General features: G+C 69.9%; 17 protein-coding genes and 2 pseudogenes. 8 read left to right on the forward strand and 11 right to left on the reverse strand.

Annotated elements, in window-relative coordinates; genetic code table 11:
- Positions 1–54: 54 nt before the first annotated feature.
- From WJ438_RS15655 to WJ438_RS15670, 4 genes and pseudogenes are all read right to left on the reverse strand, one after another.
- A complete protein-coding gene (locus WJ438_RS15655) occupies positions 55–486 on the reverse strand; it encodes a hypothetical protein (RefSeq protein ID WP_406725807.1) in 432 nt (143 codons plus the stop codon).
- Positions 487–667: 181 nt separating this feature from the next.
- Entirely contained in the window at positions 668–1,006 is a 339-nt protein-coding gene (locus WJ438_RS15660; protein ID WP_406725808.1) for a hypothetical protein, read from the reverse strand.
- Positions 1,007–1,276: 270 nt separating this feature from the next.
- Positions 1,277–1,426: pseudogene (locus WJ438_RS15665) on the reverse strand (IS5/IS1182 family transposase); the annotation flags it as partial.
- Positions 1,427–1,523: 97 nt separating this feature from the next.
- The gene (locus tag WJ438_RS15670; protein WP_406725809.1) at positions 1,524–1,793 is read right to left on the reverse strand and encodes a group II intron maturase-specific domain-containing protein; all 270 of its coding nucleotides are present in this window, start codon (positions 1,791–1,793) and stop codon (positions 1,524–1,526) included.
- A gap of 205 nt (positions 1,794–1,998) precedes the next feature.
- Between WJ438_RS15670 and WJ438_RS15675 the strand changes: the two are divergent.
- Positions 1,999–2,964: pseudogene (locus WJ438_RS15675) on the forward strand (IS630 family transposase).
- Positions 2,965–3,106: 142 nt separating this feature from the next.
- Here the strand turns inward: WJ438_RS15675 and WJ438_RS15680 are convergent.
- On the reverse strand, positions 3,107–3,874 hold the full coding sequence (locus WJ438_RS15680) for a transposase (RefSeq protein ID WP_406725810.1): 768 nt from the start codon (positions 3,872–3,874) through the stop codon (positions 3,107–3,109).
- Between the two features lie 82 nt (positions 3,875–3,956).
- On the opposite strand from WJ438_RS15680, the gene WJ438_RS15685 reads away from it, so the two are divergent.
- Both WJ438_RS15685 and WJ438_RS15690 read left to right on the forward strand, forming a co-directional pair.
- Entirely contained in the window at positions 3,957–4,490 is a 534-nt protein-coding gene (locus WJ438_RS15685; RefSeq protein WP_406725811.1) for a DinB family protein, read from the forward strand.
- A 78-nt stretch (positions 4,491–4,568) separates the two neighbouring features.
- The gene (locus WJ438_RS15690; RefSeq protein WP_406725812.1) at positions 4,569–5,132 is read left to right on the forward strand and encodes a dihydrofolate reductase family protein; all 564 of its coding nucleotides are present in this window, start codon (positions 4,569–4,571) and stop codon (positions 5,130–5,132) included.
- A gap of 132 nt (positions 5,133–5,264) precedes the next feature.
- Here the strand turns inward: WJ438_RS15690 and WJ438_RS15695 are convergent, their stop codons facing one another.
- The 4 genes from WJ438_RS15695 to WJ438_RS15710 form a co-directional block, all read right to left on the reverse strand.
- Complete coding sequence (locus tag WJ438_RS15695; RefSeq protein WP_406725813.1) at positions 5,265–5,591, reverse strand: helix-turn-helix domain-containing protein; 327 nt, start codon at positions 5,589–5,591, stop codon at positions 5,265–5,267.
- 350 nt (positions 5,592–5,941) lie between these two features.
- Complete coding sequence (locus WJ438_RS15700; protein WP_406725814.1) at positions 5,942–6,454, reverse strand: DUF4265 domain-containing protein; 513 nt, start codon at positions 6,452–6,454, stop codon at positions 5,942–5,944.
- 196 nt (positions 6,455–6,650) lie between these two features.
- Positions 6,651–7,475: a hypothetical protein gene (locus WJ438_RS15705; protein WP_406725815.1), complete on the reverse strand. Its 825-nt coding sequence runs from the start codon at positions 7,473–7,475 to the stop codon at positions 6,651–6,653.
- Positions 7,450–8,202: a polymorphic toxin-type HINT domain-containing protein gene (locus WJ438_RS15710; RefSeq protein WP_406725816.1), complete on the reverse strand. Its 753-nt coding sequence runs from the start codon at positions 8,200–8,202 to the stop codon at positions 7,450–7,452. The genes WJ438_RS15705 and WJ438_RS15710 overlap by 26 nt, the downstream gene beginning before the upstream one ends.
- Before the next feature lie 4 nt (positions 8,203–8,206).
- Here WJ438_RS15710 and WJ438_RS15715 point away from each other — a divergent pair, with 4 nt between their 5' ends.
- Positions 8,207–8,605 carry a hypothetical protein gene (locus tag WJ438_RS15715; RefSeq protein ID WP_406725817.1) on the forward strand — a complete coding sequence of 133 codons (399 nt, stop codon included), beginning with the start codon at positions 8,207–8,209 and terminating at the stop codon, positions 8,603–8,605.
- A gap of 206 nt (positions 8,606–8,811) precedes the next feature.
- Here WJ438_RS15715 and WJ438_RS15720 read toward each other — a convergent pair whose 3' ends face one another.
- A complete protein-coding gene (locus tag WJ438_RS15720; RefSeq protein WP_406725818.1) occupies positions 8,812–10,632 on the reverse strand; it encodes a phosphoenolpyruvate carboxykinase (GTP) in 1,821 nt (606 codons plus the stop codon).
- A 417-nt stretch (positions 10,633–11,049) separates the two neighbouring features.
- On the opposite strand from WJ438_RS15720, the gene WJ438_RS15725 reads away from it, so the two are divergent.
- Genes WJ438_RS15725 through WJ438_RS15735 form a run of 3 tightly spaced genes read left to right on the forward strand, consistent with a single transcriptional unit; the run spans position 11,050 to position 12,929 of the window.
- Positions 11,050–11,763, forward strand: coding sequence for a hemolysin III family protein (locus WJ438_RS15725; RefSeq protein ID WP_406725819.1), 714 nt, complete (start codon positions 11,050–11,052; stop codon positions 11,761–11,763).
- 56 nt (positions 11,764–11,819) lie between these two features.
- Positions 11,820–12,551, forward strand: a complete 732-nt coding sequence (locus tag WJ438_RS15730) for a Mut7-C RNAse domain-containing protein (protein WP_406725820.1) — start codon at positions 11,820–11,822, stop codon at positions 12,549–12,551.
- A 54-nt stretch (positions 12,552–12,605) separates the two neighbouring features.
- The gene (locus tag WJ438_RS15735) at positions 12,606–12,929 is read left to right on the forward strand and encodes a hypothetical protein (protein ID WP_406725821.1); all 324 of its coding nucleotides are present in this window, start codon (positions 12,606–12,608) and stop codon (positions 12,927–12,929) included.
- A 38-nt stretch (positions 12,930–12,967) separates the two neighbouring features.
- Here WJ438_RS15735 and WJ438_RS15740 read toward each other — a convergent pair whose 3' ends face one another.
- Positions 12,968–15,010 (reverse strand): thioredoxin domain-containing protein, encoded by a 2,043-nt coding sequence (locus tag WJ438_RS15740; protein ID WP_406725822.1) that lies wholly within the window; start codon positions 15,008–15,010, stop codon positions 12,968–12,970.
- 473 nt (positions 15,011–15,483) lie between these two features.
- Between WJ438_RS15740 and WJ438_RS15745 the strand changes: the two genes are divergently transcribed.
- On the forward strand, positions 15,484–18,684 hold the full coding sequence (locus tag WJ438_RS15745; RefSeq protein WP_406725823.1) for a tetratricopeptide repeat protein: 3,201 nt from the start codon (positions 15,484–15,486) through the stop codon (positions 18,682–18,684).
- The last annotated feature ends 39 nt before the right edge of the window (positions 18,685–18,723 follow it).

Here is an 18,723-nt window from a genome sequence, read left to right on the forward strand (position 1 = left end):
CTACGGGGTCAGGGTCGATGACGGCACCGACGTGCCGACTGCGACCGGGTGGCGTCAGGCGGCGGCACGCCGGCCCCGTCCGTGCAGGGTCAGGTAGAAGGTGCGCAGCGACTCCTGTGAGCTGCCCGCCGTGAAGCAGTTGCGGACCTTGCCGAGGGGGTTCCACACTCGCCCGTCCGGCATCCGTACGCCGACCGGCTGCCCGAAGTAGGCCCGCTGGTCGGCGTCGAAGTCGACCCACTGCGCGTCCGCACGGCGGACCAGCACCTCACCGACGTACGCCCCGAGCCCTAACAACGCACCGCTCACCCGGGCCTCGTCCACGCCGTCCTTGCGCAGCCCGTCGACCAGGAAGTCGACGAGGCGGAGGCTGGCCACGGAGTAGTCCAGCGGGAGCCGCTTGCGGGCGGTGACGCGACCGACAAAGGCCCCCGCGCAGGTCCGCATGTCCTCCGCACACGGCAGTCGATCACTCACATCACTCACAGGACCGCTCCCCCTCCACTCGATTCGGGGAGAGCTCCCGCCCGTCCCCCATCAGATCAAGCGGATCCGGCCATGGAGGCATTACGGGTCACGGACGTGCGGAATCCCACATGAGGTCCTGCGGAAACCGGTACAACCTTTTCACTCGCCATACGTCCTCAGGGTCATGCCGCTGAGCCGGTCAGCCCACGAGCAGGATCGACGGCCGCCAGCCGGGGACACCGGTCGCCCCGCAGAGTCCTTCCAGGGGGCCCGTCATCAGGTTCCAGACCGCCATCGCGAGCCAGAGCAGGGCCACCACCAAGGCCGCCGCTCCGAGGGCGGGCGTGACAGGCCGACGCCCCTCCGCCCTGTGCAGGAGCGCTCCCCAGGTCGCAACTCCTGCCGCTCCCACGACTGTTGCGCTGATCAGGACATGGAGCATGGCGAATCCGGGCTCATCGGCGTGACAGTCCCGCCAGGCGAGACCAAGAAGCAGTCCGTGCGTATAGAACGAGCTGGTGAAGACGAACCATGGCATCAGGACGGGTGCGGCACCACTCCGGCAGAGAGTTCGACTGCCCCATGTATCCGCTGTACACCGGAAGAGACACCACCAGGCGATCAGTCCGATCACAGAAAGCACGATCCGCGCCATCACCGGAATGTCAGCCACGGTCGCCTGTCCCGGCGCACCTACGGCGAACATGACGGCGAAGCCCACCAGGCGCCAATCAATCCATATGTGCCCTTGCAACAGAACTCCAAGGCGTTGATCGGGGGTACCCTCGGCCGGAGGCTGGGGGAGTGCGACCGCAGCGCAGATGGGCCGGCATCAGCAGCGCCTGTCGTCCGACGGGCAGGCGGCGCCATCGTATGTCTTGTTCACGGCGACGTGCCGCCAGTTCGTGGCGAGGAAGCGCAGGGCCGAGGTGGACAGAACGGCGCCGGCTGCAGACAAGCACGCGGGTCGGGTGGCCCGGAGGAATCTCACCTCCGGGCTCCCACAGATCCCGGCGTGACAGTCTCCCGTCACCGGGCTCTTCTCAACCTCTCCGTCAGCACTCCGGGACCCATCGCCAGTGCGCGAAGAAACGCGGGTACTGGCGGATTGTGCGCTTCCAGGCCGCATGCGCCTTGGTGAAGGTCCTCAGCCGTCTGTACTTCTTCCTCATCCAGCGAACCAGGTAGACGTTGACGCGCCTGAGCAGGGGATATAGCTCCGACCGATAGAAGCGGCCGTAGTAGTTCATCCATCCCGACACGATGGGGTTGAGCCATCGTGCGAGGTCCTGCTCGGAGAGGGGGTGTGGCGGTGCAGCCTCCATGACCACACCGTTTTGCTCATCTTCCGCATGGCGGTCTTGGAAACCGCCGGGCCGAAGCCCGTGAACACGGTCCCCTGCCCGCTATTGATCCGAAACGCTTTGTGTTCGCGCTCGTTGACGGTGTGTGAGTGATCTGGTGGGGGATGCGCGGACCTGGTCACCGGACGCGCAGGAGGCTGTGCGTTTGCCGGCGGTATCCGCGCTGGTGGAGGGCCGGGGCCGGTCGGAGGTTGCCGCCCTGTTCAGGGTGTCGGTCAGGGCCGTGGACAAGTGGTGGGCGAGGTGGCGGGCGGGTGGCCGGGACGCGCTGCTGTCCCGTCCGCGGGGCCGGCGTGCGGGTGATCATCAGGTCCTGTCCGAGGCCGAGCAGGCCGCTGTTCGGCAGGCCGTCCTCGACCACACTCCCTCCGACCTGGGTCTTTCCGGTCAGCTGTGGACGCGGAGGCTGGTAGGCGAGCTGATCTTCAAGCTGTACAGGGTCCGCTTCACCGAGCCGGGGGTGGGCAAGTACCTCAAGCGGTGGGGGCTGACGTTCCAGCAGCCGGACAAGCGGGCGGTCGAGCAGGATCCAGAGGCGGTCCGGATCTGGCGCGAGGAGACGTGGCCGGCGATCCGGGCCCGGGCGAAGGCTGAGAACGGGGTAGTGCTGTTCGCCGACCAGGTCGGCATCCGGTCGGACCAGGTCACCGGCCGCACCTGGGGAGCCAGGGGGTAGACGCCGGTCGTGCACCGCACCGGGAACCGGTTCTCGGTGAACGCGATGTCCGCGATCAGCACCAAGGGGCGGATGCACTTCATGGTCTTCACCGAGTCGTTCGACGCGAAGGTCATGTGCCGCTTCCTCACCCGGCTCGTCGGCCACTTCGACCGCAAGGTTCATCTGGTCGTGGACCGGCACTCGGCCCACCGTTCGAAGGCCGTCCGGGCCTGGCTCGCCAACCACAAGGACCAGGTCGAACTGCACTTCCTGCCCTCGTACTCACCCGAGCTGAACCCAGACGAGCTCGTCAACGCCGACCTCAAGCGCAGCCTGCCCCACACCCACCGGGCCAGGAACCAGACCGAACTCGCCTCCGAAACCCGCCGGTTCTTTCACCGCCGACAACACCAACCTCACATCGTGCGCGGATACTTCTGCGGTCGGCACGTCGGCTACGTCATCGACGAGTGAACCCCAGCAGTTTCTGACCAACTACGCTCACACCAGCCGCATAACCCGTGTCCAGGATTCGAGGTCAAGGCCCGTCTAAGGGCTGTCCCGTAATTGATCTTGAGTGGCTTCGGGCATGGGGGCTGCTGTACGGCTTGGTGGTCTATCCGGCGAGGGCGAGGTTGTGCATCCGTGCGATCCCGAGCATGGCGTGGTGAACGCCGTCGCCTTTGAGACGGCAGTCGCGGAGGATCTTCCAGGTCTTCATGCGGGCGAAGACGTGCTCGACGCGGGCGCGGACCTGCTTGTGGGACGTGTTGTGGGCCTGCTTCCAGTCGGGCAACTCCTCACCTTTGCGGCGGCGGTGGGGCATCACGAGCCCGGTGCCCGGATAGCCGCCGTCCGCGATCACTGTGGTGTTGCCGACGGCGGCCTTCGCGCCGGACTCCTCCCACGCCGTGCAGTCGTTGCGGTTGCCGGGCAGGGGCCGGCCGACGGCCACGACGAGCCGGGTGTCGGCGTCGATGACGACCTGGTGGTTGGTGGAGTACCGGTAGTTCTTGGACTGCTCGGCGATGGTGTGGTCGCGGGTGGGGACCAGGGTGCCGTCCACGATCAGCACGGTGTCCCTGCGGAACCGTTTGCGCTGCTGGAGGGCGAGCTGCGGCCCGAGGTGGTTGATGATGCGGTCGGCGGCCGACTTCGAAATACCGAACAGCGGGGCGAGTTGGCGCAGGGTGAGGTTGGTGCGCCAGTAGGCGGCGACCAGCAGCACCCGGTCCTCCAGCGGCAGCGACCACGGTCGGCCCCGCCGCACCTCGTCCGCGCCCTCGCGGCGCAGCATGGTGATCAGCTTGCCGAACTGGCAGGGGCTCAACCCGGTGAACGGGGCTATCCAGGACGGCTCGGACGCGGTGATCACTGCTGCCACACCAAGATCATGACAGGTTCGGGTGCTTGATTCGCCGGGCGATGTCCTGCGTTGGGACAGCGTGCCGCGCTACGTTCGGGGGATGCAGCAGTCTTCCGGGCAGGTTCCCGCGCTTCCCGACGGGCCTGGCGTCGACGTCTCCGACGCGCGCGAGCTCCTCTTCGGCTACCTGGAGTGGTACCGCGAGGCGCTCATGCGGAAGATCTCCGGTCTGTCCGACGGCCAGCTCCGTACGCCCGTCGATCCACTGGGCTGGTCGCCGCTCGGTTTGATTCAGCACCTCGGCTGGGTCGAACGCCGCTGGATACGCTGGGGATTCGCTGCCGAGGACGTCCTGGCCTACCCACCCGGCGGAGACGAAGCCGAATGGGGCATCCCCGCCGACAGGCCGACCGCAGAGGTTATGGCCGCCTACCGTGACGAGGTGACCGCGACGACCTCCCTGGTCGCGGCTGCCGGTCTGGCGGACAAGGCCCGCCTCGGCGGCCGCTTCCGGGCACCCGAGCAGGCTCCCTCCCTCGGACGGATCCTCTTCCACCTGCTTCAGGAGTACGCCCGCCACGTTGGCCACCTCGACGTCGCCCGAGAACTGATCGACGGGAAGACGGGCGAGTAGCGCCCCGACGAGGCACCGCCAGTCCAATTACGGGACAGCCTTTAGACTTCCGAGACCGACTGACGGAAGGCTGGCGCTATGCGGAGACTGCTCTACGGCATGAACCTGTCCCTGGACGGCTATGTCGCCGCGCCCGGCGACGACCTCAGCTGGAGCGGGCCGAGCGACGAGCTGTTCCAGTGGTGGCTCGACCAGGAGCGGGCGATCAGCCTGTTGCTGTATGGGCGCAAGCTGTGGGAGACCATGAGCGCCTACTGGCCGACCGGCGACCAGCAGCCGGGCGCCACCCCAGCGCAGATCGAGTTCGCGCGGAACTGGCGGGACACGCCGAAGGTGGTGTTCTCCTCGACGGTCGACAAGGTCGACTGGAACACTCGCCTGGTCACCGGCGACGCGGTCGCGGAGATCACTCGGCTCAAGGCCGAGGACGGTGGGCCGATGAGGGTCGGTGGCTCAGCGCTCGCCGGGGCGGCGATGCGGGCCGGGCTGATCGACGAGTACGCGATCGTCACCCATCCGGTCCTGGTGGGTAGCGGCACACCGTTCTTCACCGCGCTGGACAGCTGGGCGAACCTGAACCTGGTGGAGACACGGACGTTTCCCGGCGGCGTGGTCCTGACCAGGTACGAGACGAGGCGCTGAACGCGCTGGTCGAGCGGTGGGACATCGACGACGACCAGCGACGGATCGGGTCACGTCCACAGACCGTCGGCGAGCAGTTCGCGGTCGAACAGCCGCTGCGGGTATCGGAGCGGGTGCGGACGCTGCTGCGGGTCACGCTGTACGCGGTCGCCCGTGACGGCGCAGTGCGGGAGCTGGCCTGAGTCGCAGCCGGAGGGGTGTTCCCTCGCGCGCCTGCTCGGCCTCGGACAGGACCTGATGATCACCCGCACGCCGGCCCCGCGGACGGGACAGCAGCGCGTCCCGGCCACCCGCCCGCCACCTCGCCCACCACTTGTCCACGGCCCTGACCGACACCCTGAACAGGGCGGCAACCTCCGACCGGCCCCGGCCCTCCACCAGCGCGGATACCGCCGGCAAACGCACAGCCTCCTGCGCGTCCGGTGACCAGGTCCGCGCATCCCCCACCAGATCACTCACACACCGTCAACGAGCGCGAACACAAAGCGTTTCGGATCAATAACGCAGCGGAGGGTGGTTTGAGGCCACCTCCCGAAAGGCGGCTCCGAAGGGCCGAACATCCTTCATCTCCCGTGCAGCACCACACTCAATCAGCCGCTACCACCGCCGATCTCTCGTGTTCGTGGCACACAAGCTCCTGGCGGGACGGCCTGGACTCGACACCCACCCGTCCACCAGGAGCTTCTCCACATCTGCGCACCACCCGCATCCTCAACGGCCGTGCGCAGCAGGGAGGTTGTAAAAGTTCACTGTGTCCACTACAAGCCGCATGCCACCACCCCGATCCGGCCACATGATGGACGGTGAGCTCAGCCACTCAACCCAAAAGGCTCAGAATCGCCCCATTCGCAATAAGCGGTTTCATTTATGACCTCGCCCTCGATCGCCTCGAACAGTTGTACTGGATCGCATGACTCCGGGACATCGATCGCCACGTGACGATCTCCGCTCCACTCGGAAAGGAAACGGCCGGCGGCAATTGCGGATCGAAGAGCATCTCGCGAGTCCGGTACGTTGATCGGCGGACGTGGGTCCGTGAAGAACACCCGGAAGACTTTCCTGCCCGATCGGGACAGAACGCCAGACACGAATCGCCCATCACTGAGCTTCACCCTGTCACCGAGAGAAACTCCGTAGATCTGGAAGGGGATACAGCAGACTTCAAATTCCTCCCCACCCAGGGAGCGAAGCCAGACTTGCTCCTGTTCATTTTCGAACCCAAAAGGAGCGAGATCGACCATCGCGATATAGCCGTTGCCCGTTGGCCTCCACGCCGGAGCATCGTGGGTAATGTACGAAATCCTGCCGGTCGAATCGTTCACCTCGAGTATCCACCAATGCAAGTCAGTGAGGCGCGGTCCGCCGCTACTGCGACGGGCCGAATCCTACCTAAGGATCGCTGGGAAGCTGCCTTGACCTTGGAGACCCAGGATGAGAAGCGTTCGGCACACGGGTACGGCCGCACCGGTGGCTCCGGTGCGGCCGTACGGAATTCCAGAAGGGTGCTCGATCGGACCGCTACTCCGCCAGTCCCATTCTGCGGAGATCGTTGAGTTCGGAAAGTACCTGACCGAAGCTCTTCGAACGTTTTGGGGCCACGGCGACAATTGAGTCCCAGGGGCTTGCATCGAATCGACCGGCGGCGATTCCCGCATAAACCGGCAATTCCGAGAGGTTCACCCCTGAAAAACTCTCCCGCCGCAGCAGGAATTGCGTTTCCTCATCCCGGATAATCAGTTCACCCGGGACGTAGTAGAAATCCGCGTCGCTGAACTTCGCCTCCCTGATGTCGAGCGCCCATTCCGTCTCCTGGTAGATGGCGCGCATCGCCTCCTCGAAGCTCTTCCGCACCTCTTCCGGAAGAGTACTGTTGGGAGGCGTTGTCACCACTTTCCCGATGTTCCCCCGCAGGGTGACGTTCTCGAAGACGCACCCCTCCAGGAGCAGACCTCCGGCAACGGCGAGGTCCTCGACCAGGAGATCCCGGAAGAGAACACCATGTGCGCCGCAGTTGTCCAACTTGCACCGCTTGGCCTCGACGCCCTGGACGACGAGCCCGAACCCCGGGTCGTCGAACTGTGCGATGGTCGACCCCACACAAGTGCAGCGGGAGAGCTGGATGTCTGCCAGAACTTTGGGTCCTCCGCTGATCTTCTGAGACCGGAAGCCAGCGGAATTCACCTGTTTCATGAACGACATGCTGCCACCTCGGCCGAATATGTCATCGACGTAGCTGTCAGCCACCGTCGGGTAGTCCAGAATCTGGCCGCGGCTGTCGATGCAGGCACGCCGAAGATGGTCCGCGATTGCTGTGGCACTACCACCGGTGACATCGACGTTCACGACGTTGGCCCCATCCAGCAATGGTGAAGTCGGGAACCGACTGACCGGGAGCAGATGTTCCCATGTGCCGGATGTTTGGATCTGCCAGTACAGAAGGATTGTTCGCTGCTGCCTTCTCGATGTCGCTGCCGATGAACATCCTCTTGAGGAAGGGCTTCTTCTTGCCGGCGGCGATCTGCCCCGCACTGAGGCGGGACTTCACGACACTTGCGGGTCGCGTCGCGGCCTGGGCCACGGCGTCCTTGAGCCGCTGGTAGCTGGCCTTGCCCGCGTCGGTCTTGCAGACCTCGGTGGGTTCGTCGTTGTGGACGAGGACCGCTGCCGAGCCGACCGCCACGAAGTACGTGTGCGGGCCGCCGACGGTGAGGTTGTGAACCCGCTGGGTCCGGTGGGTGTCGTCGATCGCGGTGATCTGGACCCAGGTGCCCGCCGAGGTCTGGAGCCACATGCCGGGCTCGAGGTCCTCCGCGTCGGCCCACCTGCCGAAGTCGGGCAGCCAGAACGGGTGCTCGTCCGTGGCCGTGATCTTGCCGGGCTTGGCGTCGCCGTCCTTGCCGTCGGGGTCGACGGCGAGGGTGACCAGGTGCTTGACCCCGCTGTGGTCACGGGTGTCGGTGATCTGACGGGCCCGCAGGTCGCCGGTCTCCGGGTCGGAGGCCAGGACGTACTCGCCCTCCTTGAGGTCCTCCAGGGTCTGGGAGCACAGCCGGCCCACGTTCCTCGGCAAGGTCGTGGGCCCGCACTTCGAGCGACTGTGCCGCGAGTGGGTCGAGTGGCACGCGGACCCCGAGACGTTCGGGGGCATGCCGATCCAGGTCGCCTCGGGAACCGTCGCCGACCCGGTGAGCCGCACCAGCCTCGAGGCCGATGTCGTGGTGCACGGCGCGATCGGCCAGGACCAGGGCATCCTGCTGTCCGTGGGCGAGGCGAAGTGGCACGAGGTCATGTACCTCGGGCATCTCCAGCGCCTGCGCCGCATCCTGGAGTTGCTCGCCGCACGGGGCGTGGACACCCGCCACGCCAGACCCGCCTGCTACAGCGGTGCGGGCTTCGCCCCCGAACTGCGGGCGGCCGCCGACCGGGGCGAGGTGCTGCTCGTGGACCCGGAGCGGCTGTACCGGGGGTCGTAGCCGACGGGCGGTACGACCGTCCGGGTGGTGACATGGGCGAAGGCCTGTCGTCGCCCTGTCCCGCCGGGGCGGGCGGGAGGGCGGCGACAGGCCCAGGGCCCCGCACGCCGTTGTGCGGCGCCTCGCCTGTCCGTCCCGCGGCCGGTCGTGACGATCGCTGGTCAGGGCATCCCATCCCAACCGGCCGCGGAGTCTTTCGGGCTTGCTCAGCCCAGGCGCTGCACCAGGGCGCGGTACTGGTCCCACAGCTCGGTGGGCGTGTGGTCGCCGAAGGTGTTGAAGTGCTCGGGAACGAGCGCGGCCTCCTCGCGCCACACCTCCTTGTCGACGCTGAGCAGGAAGTCCAGGTCGGCGTCGGACAGTTCGAGGCCGTTGGTGTCCAGCGCGCCCTTGGCCGGCAGGATGCCGATCGGAGTCTCGACGCCGTCCGCCTTGCCTTCCAGGCGCTCCACGATCCACTTCAGGACGCGGCTGTTCTCACCGAAGCCGGGCCAGACGAACTTGCCCTCGTCGTTCTTGCGGAACCAGTTGACGTAGTAGATCTTCGGCAGCTTGGACTGGTCCTTGTCCTTCGCGACGTCGACCCAGTGGCCCATGTAGTCGCCCATGTTGTAGCCGCAGAACGGCAGCATGGCGAACGGGTCGCGGCGCAGCTCGCCGACCTTGCCCTCGGCGGCGGCGGTCTTCTCGGAGGCCACGTTGGCGCCGAGGAAGACGCCGTGGTTCCAGTCGAAGGACTCGGTGACCAGCGGTACGGCGGTGGCGCGGCGTCCGCCGAAGAGGATCGCGGAGATCGGTACGCCCTTGGGGTCCTCCCACTCGGGCGCGATGATCGGACACTGCGCGGCGGGCGTAGTGAAGCGGGCGTTGGGGTGGGCGGCGGGCGTGCCGGACTCGGGGGTCCAGTCGTTGCCCTTCCAGTCGGTGAGGTGGGCCGGGGTCTCCTCGGTCATGCCCTCCCACCACACGTCGCCGTCGTCGGTGAGGGCGACGTTGGTGAAGACGGAGTTGCCCCACAGCGTCTTCATCGCGTTGGCGTTGGTGTGCTCGCCGGTGCCGGGCGCGACGCCGAAGAAGCCGGCCTCGGGGTTGATGGCGTAGAGGCGGCCGTCCTCGCCGAACCGCATCCAGGCGATGTCGTCGCCGATCGTCTCGACGGTCCAGCCGGAGATCGTGGGCTCCAGCATGGCGAGGTTGGTCTTGCCGCAGGCGCTCGGGAAGGCGGCGGCGACGTACTTGGACTCGCCCTGCGGCGGGGTCAGCTTGAGGATCAGCATGTGCTCGGCGAGCCAGCCCTCGTCGCGGGCCATGACGGAGGCGATGCGCAGGGCGTAGCACTTCTTGCCGAGCAGGGCGTTGCCGCCGTAGCCGGAGCCGTACGACCAGATCTCACGGTCCTCGGGGAAGTGCGAGATGTACTTGGTCTGGTTGCAGGGCCAGGGAACGTCCTCCTGGCCGGGCTCCAGGGGGGCGCCGACCGAGTGCACGGCCTTGACGAAGAAGCCGTCGTCGCCGAGTTCGTCCAGGACGGGCCTGCCCATGCGGGTCATGGTGCGCATGGAGACGGCGACGTACGCGGAGTCGGTGATCTCGACACCGATCGCGGACAGCGGCGAGCCGAGGGGGCCCATGCAGAAGGGCACGACGTACATCGTGCGGCCCTTCATCGAGCCGCGGAAGACGCCTTTCTCACCGGTGAAGATCTCCCGCATCTCGCCGGGGGCCTTCCAGTGGTTGGTGGGGCCGGCGTCCTCCTCCTCCTCGGAGCAGATGAAGGTGCGGTCCTCGACGCGGGCGACGTCGCTGGGGTCGGAGGCGGCGTAGTAGGAGTTGGGGCGCTTGATCGGGTCGAGCTTGCGGAAGGTGCCCTTGGCGACGAGCTCCTCGCTCAGCCGTTCGTATTCCGCCTCGGAACCGTCGCACCAGACCACGCGGTCCGGCTGGGTCAGCTCCGCGATCTCGTTGACCCAGGAAATCAGTCCCTGGTGGGTGGTGGGGACGGGGGGAGCCGCGATGTCGCGCGCCACGATTGCTCCTAAGTGAGGGTTTTTGGTTGAGAGGCCCCGTGGGGGCTGCGGCCCGGATGCTTCACGGTGGGACGTTCGGCGCTCATCCGGTGCCGACCGCACTCATTTGATCCTCTGATGAGAGTGCCCATCTGTCCAGCGGTACGCACAAGTGAGCAGAGTGACGCTGGCCACGGTCCCCGAGGAGTCCCGCGCGTACGCTGGGTCGCTTTGCTGGCGCGTTGCGTGCGCATGGCGTGCGGCAGGTCGTGTTTTTGCGGGTTCTTTGCGCGGCCGTCGCCGCTGCGCACGCCTCTCGGACGAGCCGGGCGCACCGGCGGATACCGGCCAGGTGCGCCACGTGAGAGGATGACCACTTCCCCCGGTCAAGCAGGCGTCCCGCTCTGTAACTTACGGTTCCGTAGGTACGATGCCGCCATGACAGCGTTCGCCTCCGACGCACCCGCGGACCCGCCGGCCGAAGGCCGCGGCCCGGTAGAGCTCTCCCTCCCGCACCCGGTCAAGCCCAGGCTGCGCGGCTGGCTGCACCTGGGCATGTTCCCCGCCGCCCTGATCGCCGGGCTGGTGCTCACCGCCCTCGCCGACTCACCCCGGGGCCGCATCGCCTGCGGGATCTTCGCCCTGACGGCCTGCCTGCTGTTCGGCGTGAGCGCGCTGTACCACCGCGGCAACTGGAGCCCCCGCATGGACGGGGTGCTGCGCCGCCTCGATCACGCCAACATCTTCCTCATCATCGCCGGCACCTACACCCCGCTCACCATGCTGCTCCTGCCCGAGGCGAAGGGCCGGTGGCTGCTCTGGGGCATCTGGGCGGCCGCCGCCGCCGGGATCCTCTTCCGGGTGTTCTGGGTGGGCGCCCCGCGCTGGCTCTACACCCCCTGCTACATCGCGATGGGCTGGGCGGCCGTCTTCTACCTCCCCGACTTCATGCGCACCGGCGGCATCGCCGTACTGGTCCTGGTGATCGTGGGCGGCCTGCTCTACAGCGCGGGCGGAGTGGTCTACGGCCTCCAGAAGCCCAACCCGTCACCGCGCTGGTTCGGCTTCCACGAGGTCTTCCACTCCTTCACCCTGGCCGCCTTCACCGCCCACTACGTGGGGATCTCCCTGGTGGCCTACCAGCACGGATGAACCGGGAGCGCCCGGAAAAGCCGGGCCGCGAAGCGCGCGCATGACATCCTGAGCGGGTGAACGGTCCCGAGATCCACGTCGAGTTCGCCCCCGAACTGCTCGTCTTCGTCCCCCGGGCACGGTCCACCGGCGCCACGAAGGCCCCCCTCGACGGCGTCTCCACCCTCGGTCACGTCGTCGAGTCGCTCGGCGTCCCGCTGACCGAGGTCGGCGCGCTGCTCGTGGACGGCCGCGAGGTGCCCGTCTCGCACACCCCGGCCGCCGGCGAGTCGGTGACCGTCCACCCCGTCGCGCTCCCCCAGCGGGTGCCCGGCGCCCCGTTGCGCTTCCTGCTCGACGTGCACCTCGGCACGCTGGCCCGCCGGCTGCGGCTGCTGGGCGTGGACACGGCGTACGAGTCGACGGACATCGGCGACCCGGCACTGGCCGCCCGCTCGGCGGCCGAACAGCGGGTGATGCTCAGCCGCGACCGCGGTCTGCTGCGCCGCCGGGAACTGTGGGCCGGCGCGTTCGTCTACAGCACCGGGCCCGAGGAGCAACTCCCCTACGTACTGGACCGCTTCCAGCCCGAACTGCGCCCCTGGACCCGCTGCACCGCCTGCAACGGCCTGCTGAGCCCCGCCACCAAGGACGAGGTCGCCGACCAGCTGAAGAGCGGCACGCACCGCTCGTACGACGTGTTCGCGCGGTGCGCCGACTGCGGCCGCGCCTACTGGCGGGGCGCCCACCACGACCAGCTGGAGGCGATCGTGGAGCGGGCGCTGAGCCGGAGTACTCAGGGGCGTTGAGTACCCCGGCCGATGTCCGGGCGCCGGCCGGCGCGGTGGGATGGGGGCATGAGCATGAGCGCACCGCCGCCGCACTCCACCGCCCGCTTCCTGACGGTATGGTCCGTCGCCGGACTCGTCCTGCTGCCGCCCACCGTGGTCGTCGCCTGGATCGCCGTCCTGTCCACCGAGCGGGGCAGCCTCTGCCTGCTCTACGGCGAGCAGTGCTCCGGTGTGCCGGACGGGCTCGCCCCGGGCTTCTTCGTGACCGCCCTCGTGGCCGGGGTGCTGGCCACGGCGTGGCCCCGGACCCGGTGGCCGTCCGCCCGGTTCGGAGCCGTCGCCGTGCAGTGGCTGGCCATGCTCACCATGGGTGTGCTCATCCTGAGCGGTCCCTGACGCCCGTCTCCAGTCGCCCCTGACGCCCGTCCGCTGTGTCAGCCGCCCAGGGCCGTGCTCAGCCGGTCGGGGTCGGTCGTCGGCGCGTCGCAGGTGAAGTTGCGGCAGACGTACGCGGTCGGTGCGCTCCCCACCAGGGGCCGGTCGGCCAGCAGCGGGAACTCGTCGCTCTCCGGCGTACCGACGGCGACCACCGCGCCCGGGGCGACGCCCAGAAGTGCCCTGCGGTGCAGGGTCGTCGTGGCCGGATCGTCGAGCGCCGGGCCGACCACCGCGACCTCCCGCGGCCCGTCCAGCGCCGCCTCGGCGACCGCGAGCCCCCAGCCGACGAACCGCGGCACCCGCGGACCGAGCGCCTTCACCACGCCCAACGCCCGCTCCGCAGCGGTGCGGTGCGGTGCGGAGCCGGTCTGGGCCGCATACCCGAGCAGCGCGCCCGCGGCGGCCGTCCAGCCGGACGGTACGGCGTTGTCGGTCGGGTCCTGCGGTCGCCGGATGAGCCGCTCGGCGTCGGACGCCGTGTCGTACAGGGCGCCCGTCTCGGGGTCGGTGAAGCGGGCCAGCACATGGTCGAGGAGCAGCCCGGCGAACTCCAGCCACACCCCCTCCCCGGTCACCGAGGCCAGCGCGAGGAACCCCTCGGCGACATCGGCGTAGTCCTCCAGGACGCCCGCGTTGGCACCGACCCGGCCGTCCCTGCTGGTACGGGCGATCCGGGCGTGGTCGTCGAGATGCACCCTGACCAGCAGGTCGGCGGCGGCGACCGCGGCCTCGGTCAGGTCCGGCCGGTCGAAGTAGGCGCCGGTCTCGGCGAGCGCGGCGATCGCCAGCCCGTTCCAGGCGGCGACGACCTTGTCGTCCCGGCCGGGGGCCGGGCGGGCCTCACGCGCCGCGAGCAGCCGTTCCCTGATCCCACCGGCTCCGCCGATCCGGTCGGCGTCGAACACCTCGTCCTGCTGAGGCAGTCGCAGCACCGAGGCGCCCTCCTCGAAGGTGCCCTCCTCGGTCACCCCGAAGTACCGCGCGGCGAGTTCGGCGTCCTGCTCGCCGAGCACCTCGCGCAACTGCGCCGGCGTCCAGACGTAGTACGCGCCCTCGACGTGCCTGCCGCTGCCGTCGTCGCTGTCGGCGTCCAGCGCGGAGGCGAACCCGCCCTCGGACGTGCCCAGTTCGCGGACCATGAAGTCGGCGGTCTCCAGCGCGACCCGGCGCGCGAGCTCGGACCCGGTGGACCGCCACAGGTGGGCGTAGACGCGGCAGAGCAGGGCGTTGTCGTAGAGCATCTTCTCGAAGTGCGGCACCACCCAGTCCCGGTCCACGGAGTACCGGGCGAAACCGCCGCCGATCTGGTCGTAGATGCCGCCGCGGGCCATGCGCTCGGCGGTGTCCCGCGCCATCTGCAGCGCGCCTTCCGAGCCGGTGCGGGCGTGGTGCCTGAGCAGGAACTCGAGCACCATGGACGGCGGGAACTTCGGCGCCCCGCCGAACCCGCCGCGCTGCGCGTCGTACTCCCGCGTGAGCCCGAGCAGCGCCTGGGCCTGCTGCTCCTCGCCCGGAAGCTGTGCGTCGCCGTAGGAGATCTCCCGCCCGGCCAGATCCCGCGCGATCTTCCCCGCGACCTCGGCGACCTCGTCCCGGCGCTCGTCCCATGCCTGGTGCACGCCCTGGAGCAGCTGCCGGAAGGACGGCATGCCGTGCCGGGGCTCGGGCGGGAAGTAGGTGCCGAAGTAGAACGGCTCGGCATCCGGGGTGAGGAACACGGTCATCGGCCAGCCGCCCTGCCCGGTCGCCGCCTGTACGGCCTCCATGTAGACGGCGTCCACGTCGGGGCGCTCCTCGCGGTCCACCTTGACGCTCACGAAGTGCTCGTTCAGGTAGTCGGCGGTGGCCCGGTCCTCGAAGGACTCGTGCGCCATGACATGGCACCAGTGGCAGCTCGCGTAGCCGACGCTCAGCAGGACGGGCACGTTCCGCTCGCGCGCCCGTGCGAAGGCTTCGTCCGACCAGGGCCACCAGTCGACGGGGTTCTCGGCGTGCTGGAGGAGGTACGGGGACGTCTCGTGGGCCAGTCGGTTCGCCATGTGCTCCATCCTGCCCCAGTACCCACGTGGAGGGAGTGTCACCGGCCGCCGGCGGGGTCCGGCCGAGGGATCGTCCGCCGGGAACCACGCCGGCAGCGGCATCGGCACCGGTTGGTGCGCCAGTGCCTTCTCGGCCGTGATCCGCGACCTCGGGCGGAGACCGGGGATCGGGGCCCGCCGGTACGTCGGCGTGTCCACCGCGGTCGAGGAGCGGGTACTCGGCGGCGGCCCGGCCGGCTTCCGGAAGCGTCCGGCGGCGGCCCGGCCGGCTTCCGGATGTCGTCCGGCTCCCTCCTTGCCCCGCCGCGCTCCCGGGTTTCGTCCTGTCTCCCCCTCTCCCCCTCCCCAAGATGCGGCACGCACAGGACACTGGCCGACGCATAACCGGAGAAGGACTCGGGGATGGGTCGGAAGGGACCCGTGGACTCCCGGGCACACCGGGTGCGACCGAGGCCGCCGGAGGGGGACGTGACATGCGGGACGGTCATCGTGCGGACGCGGAGCGGCTGTTGGCACGGGCTGTGGAGGAAGAGGTGCGCCGGTCGGGCGGGCGTACCGACGGAAAGGTGCTGCTGTCCCGGGCGCGCGGGGCGCTGGACGCGATCGCGCGGCCGGCGGCCGAGGAGTACGAGGCGTACACCCGTGCGCTGGACGAGGCGGCGGCCGGGCAGCTCACCTTCCGCCAGCGGTATGCCCGCGAGGGTGCCGGGACGCCGCTGCTCGTGGCCGGGGTGGCCGGGCTCGCGGCCGTGGTCGCCGACCTCGCCCTCGGTACGGGGACCGGGACGGCACTCGGCGCGGGCGTGGCCGTCGGGGTGGCCGGCGCGGCGGCGACCGTGGTGAAGGTGGTGGGCGCGCATGTGCCCGCCGCGCACCACCGGGCCGGTGCGGTGAGCCAGCCGGGCGGGCCGGAGCAGTTACGGCTGCAGTGGCTGACGGCGCTGGAGGTGCGGGGCATCCGGCCGTTCCTGGACCAGCAGCGGATGCTCGCCGCGTCCACGGGCCCCCGGCAGACGGGGCCGCGGCTGCGCGGCGCGGACAAGAGCGCGGCGGCCCGCGGACGGAGTGTGCTGGCGCAGTCGTTCGGGCAACTGCCGGAGCCGGTGGGGCCGTTCGCGGGCCGGCGGCAGGAGATGGCGCGGATCCGGCAGTGGGCGCAGGCGGCGCGCGCGAGCACGGAGACGCAGCCGACGGTGGTGGTGCTGCACGGGGAGCCCGGCAGCGGCCGGACGACCCTCGCCGTGCGCGCGACGCACGAGCTGAAGGACCACTTCCGCGGCGCCTGCGTGGTCGATCTGCGCGCCGACAGTCCCGGCGAGCCGCCGCTGTCCACCCGGGACGCGCTGCTGCATCTGCTGAACCGGCTGGGAGCGCCCCGCGAGCAGTTGCTGTTCCGTGAGCGGTCCTCCCCCGACCAGCAGGTGAGACGGCTGAGCGAGCTGTACCACCAGCATGTGACGGACATGCCGGTGGCGGTCGTCCTCGACGACGCGGCGGATCCGCAGCAGGTCCGCACGCTGCTGCCGGAGCGTTCCGACAGCCTGGTCCTGGTGACCTCCCGCGCGCCGCTCGGCCTGCCCGACGATCTGCCCGCCCGGGTGTACCAGCTGCCGGTGCGGGCCTTGGACGCGGCGGGCGCCGAGGAGCTGCTGGCCGCCGTCGCGCAGGACTCCTCGGAGCCCTACGACGCCGACTCCGCCGACCGGGTCCGGGAACTGTGCGGCGGGCTGCCGCTGGCGCTGCGGATCGCCGGTTCCTCCCTGGGCCCGCGCTCACCGCGCACGCTGGCCACGGACCTGGGCGCCTACGGCCCGGTGGAGCCGGTCGAGCGCGCCCTGTGGCTGCGCTACACCGACCAGCCGGAGACGCTGCGGCGGCTGCTGCGCCGGCTGGCGCTGGCCGGCCGGGTGTCGCTGGGCGCCGCGGCGGCGGCCGCGTTGCTGGCCACCGACGAGGCCGAGGGGACCCGGCACCTTCAGGCGCTGTCCCGGGCCGGTCTGATCACCCCGGTGCGGCCCGGCCGGTACCGGCTGCACGACCTTGTGCGCGCCTTCGCGCTGGCCCGCCTCCTGGAGGAGGAGGACCCGGCCGAGCGGACGGCGGCACAGGAGCGGCTGATCGTGAACTACGCCGAGCTCGCCGACTCGGTGCTGCGGCTGGTCGACGGCAACATGTCCACCCGCTCGGACCGCTTCGGCCCGTACGGCTTCACCTCGCTGGACGAGGCGCTGCGCTGGCTGGACGACGAGTCGAGCTTCATCACGGCGGCGCTGCGGCACTCGGAGGGCGTGAACCAGGCGGCGGTGCTGAATCTCCTCGGCGCGCTGTGCGACTACTGCCTGCTGCGCGGCGACCTGTACCGCCTCGGTGAGATCAGCGAGCTGGCGCAGGCCGTGGACGAGGGGCTCCTGGTGCGTTCGGTGCAGTGGCGCACGGGTATCGCGGCACGTCAGCTGGGTGAGCTGGACAAGGCGCGGACGACGCTGTCCTCGGTGGTCGACCTGTACCGGGAGGCCCATCACGACGCGGGGGTCGCGCGGGCGCTGACCTCACTCGGCATCACGCTGCACCACCAGGGCAATCTGACGGAGGCGTCGGCGCGGCTGCGGGAGGCGATGGATCTGCAGTCCGCGCCCCGGCTGGCCACCGACCGGGCGTGGACGATGCACGCGCTGGGCGCGGTGGAACGCGACCGCGCCCGGCTGTCCGAGGCGCTGGACCTGCTCACCGAGTCGCTGGTGCTGCACCGCGCGGGTGAGTCCGTGCACGGTCAGGCCTGGGCGCACTTCCAGCTCGGGCAGCTGAAGCTGCGGACGGGCGACGTCCCGCGCGCCGAGTCCGAGCTGCGCGAGGCGCTCGAGCTGTACGGCCGTACCCGTGACGCCCGGGGCGAGGCGTGGGCGCTGACCCAGCTGGCCCGGGCCCGGCTGCTCGGCGGGGACGCCTCGCCGGCGGTGGAGGACCTGCGGCGGGCCGCCGCCCGGCACCGGGACAACGAGGACGCGCGGGGGGAGGCGTGGACGCTGTACTACCTGGGCCAGGCGCTGGAGGAGACCGGGGACCTGGACCGGGCGGTGCGCGAGCTGGAGCGGTCCCGCACCATGTTCTCCCGCATGCGGGACGTCTACGGGCTGGCCTGCGCCCGGCACCATTCGGCCCGGGTGACCCGCGACCAGCGGGCCGCGCAGACCGGTTCGCTGCGCAACTCGGGCTTCGCCCGTCAGCTGCTGGTCGACGCCCGCGCGGACTTCCAGCGGATCGGTGTGGCCCACGGCGAGGCGTGGACGTGCCTGGAGCTGGCGGTCGTCGACGCGGGCAATGCCCGTACCCAGCAGGCGCTGGCCCTGTGCGACGAGGCGGCGGCGCTGTTCGCGTCCTACGGGGACCGGCGCGGCGAGGACTGGGCCCGGTTCCTGCGCTGCACGCTCCTCCCGTACGCGGCCCCGGGCGGTACCGAGGTCGGCACGGCGGTGGCCCAGGAGGACCTGGCGCAGCTGGCCCGGACCGCGCACGCCGCCCGCGACGAGAAGCTGGGCGACTACGTGGACGCCTACCAGCTCCTGCTGGAGCGCGGGGTGAGTCTGGAGGTGGGCTGGCAGGCCTGGCGCCTCGGCATGGTCCCCAGCCGCCGCGCCCGGGAGGTGATGGGGGTGGCCATGGGGTCGACGGCGTAGGGCCGCTCCGGCGGTGTGCCGCCGCGTAGCCCTCCGGAG

The sequence above is a fragment of the Streptomyces sp. GD-15H genome, assembly GCF_045291515.1.
Taxonomy (GTDB): domain Bacteria; phylum Actinomycetota; class Actinomycetes; order Streptomycetales; family Streptomycetaceae; genus Streptomyces.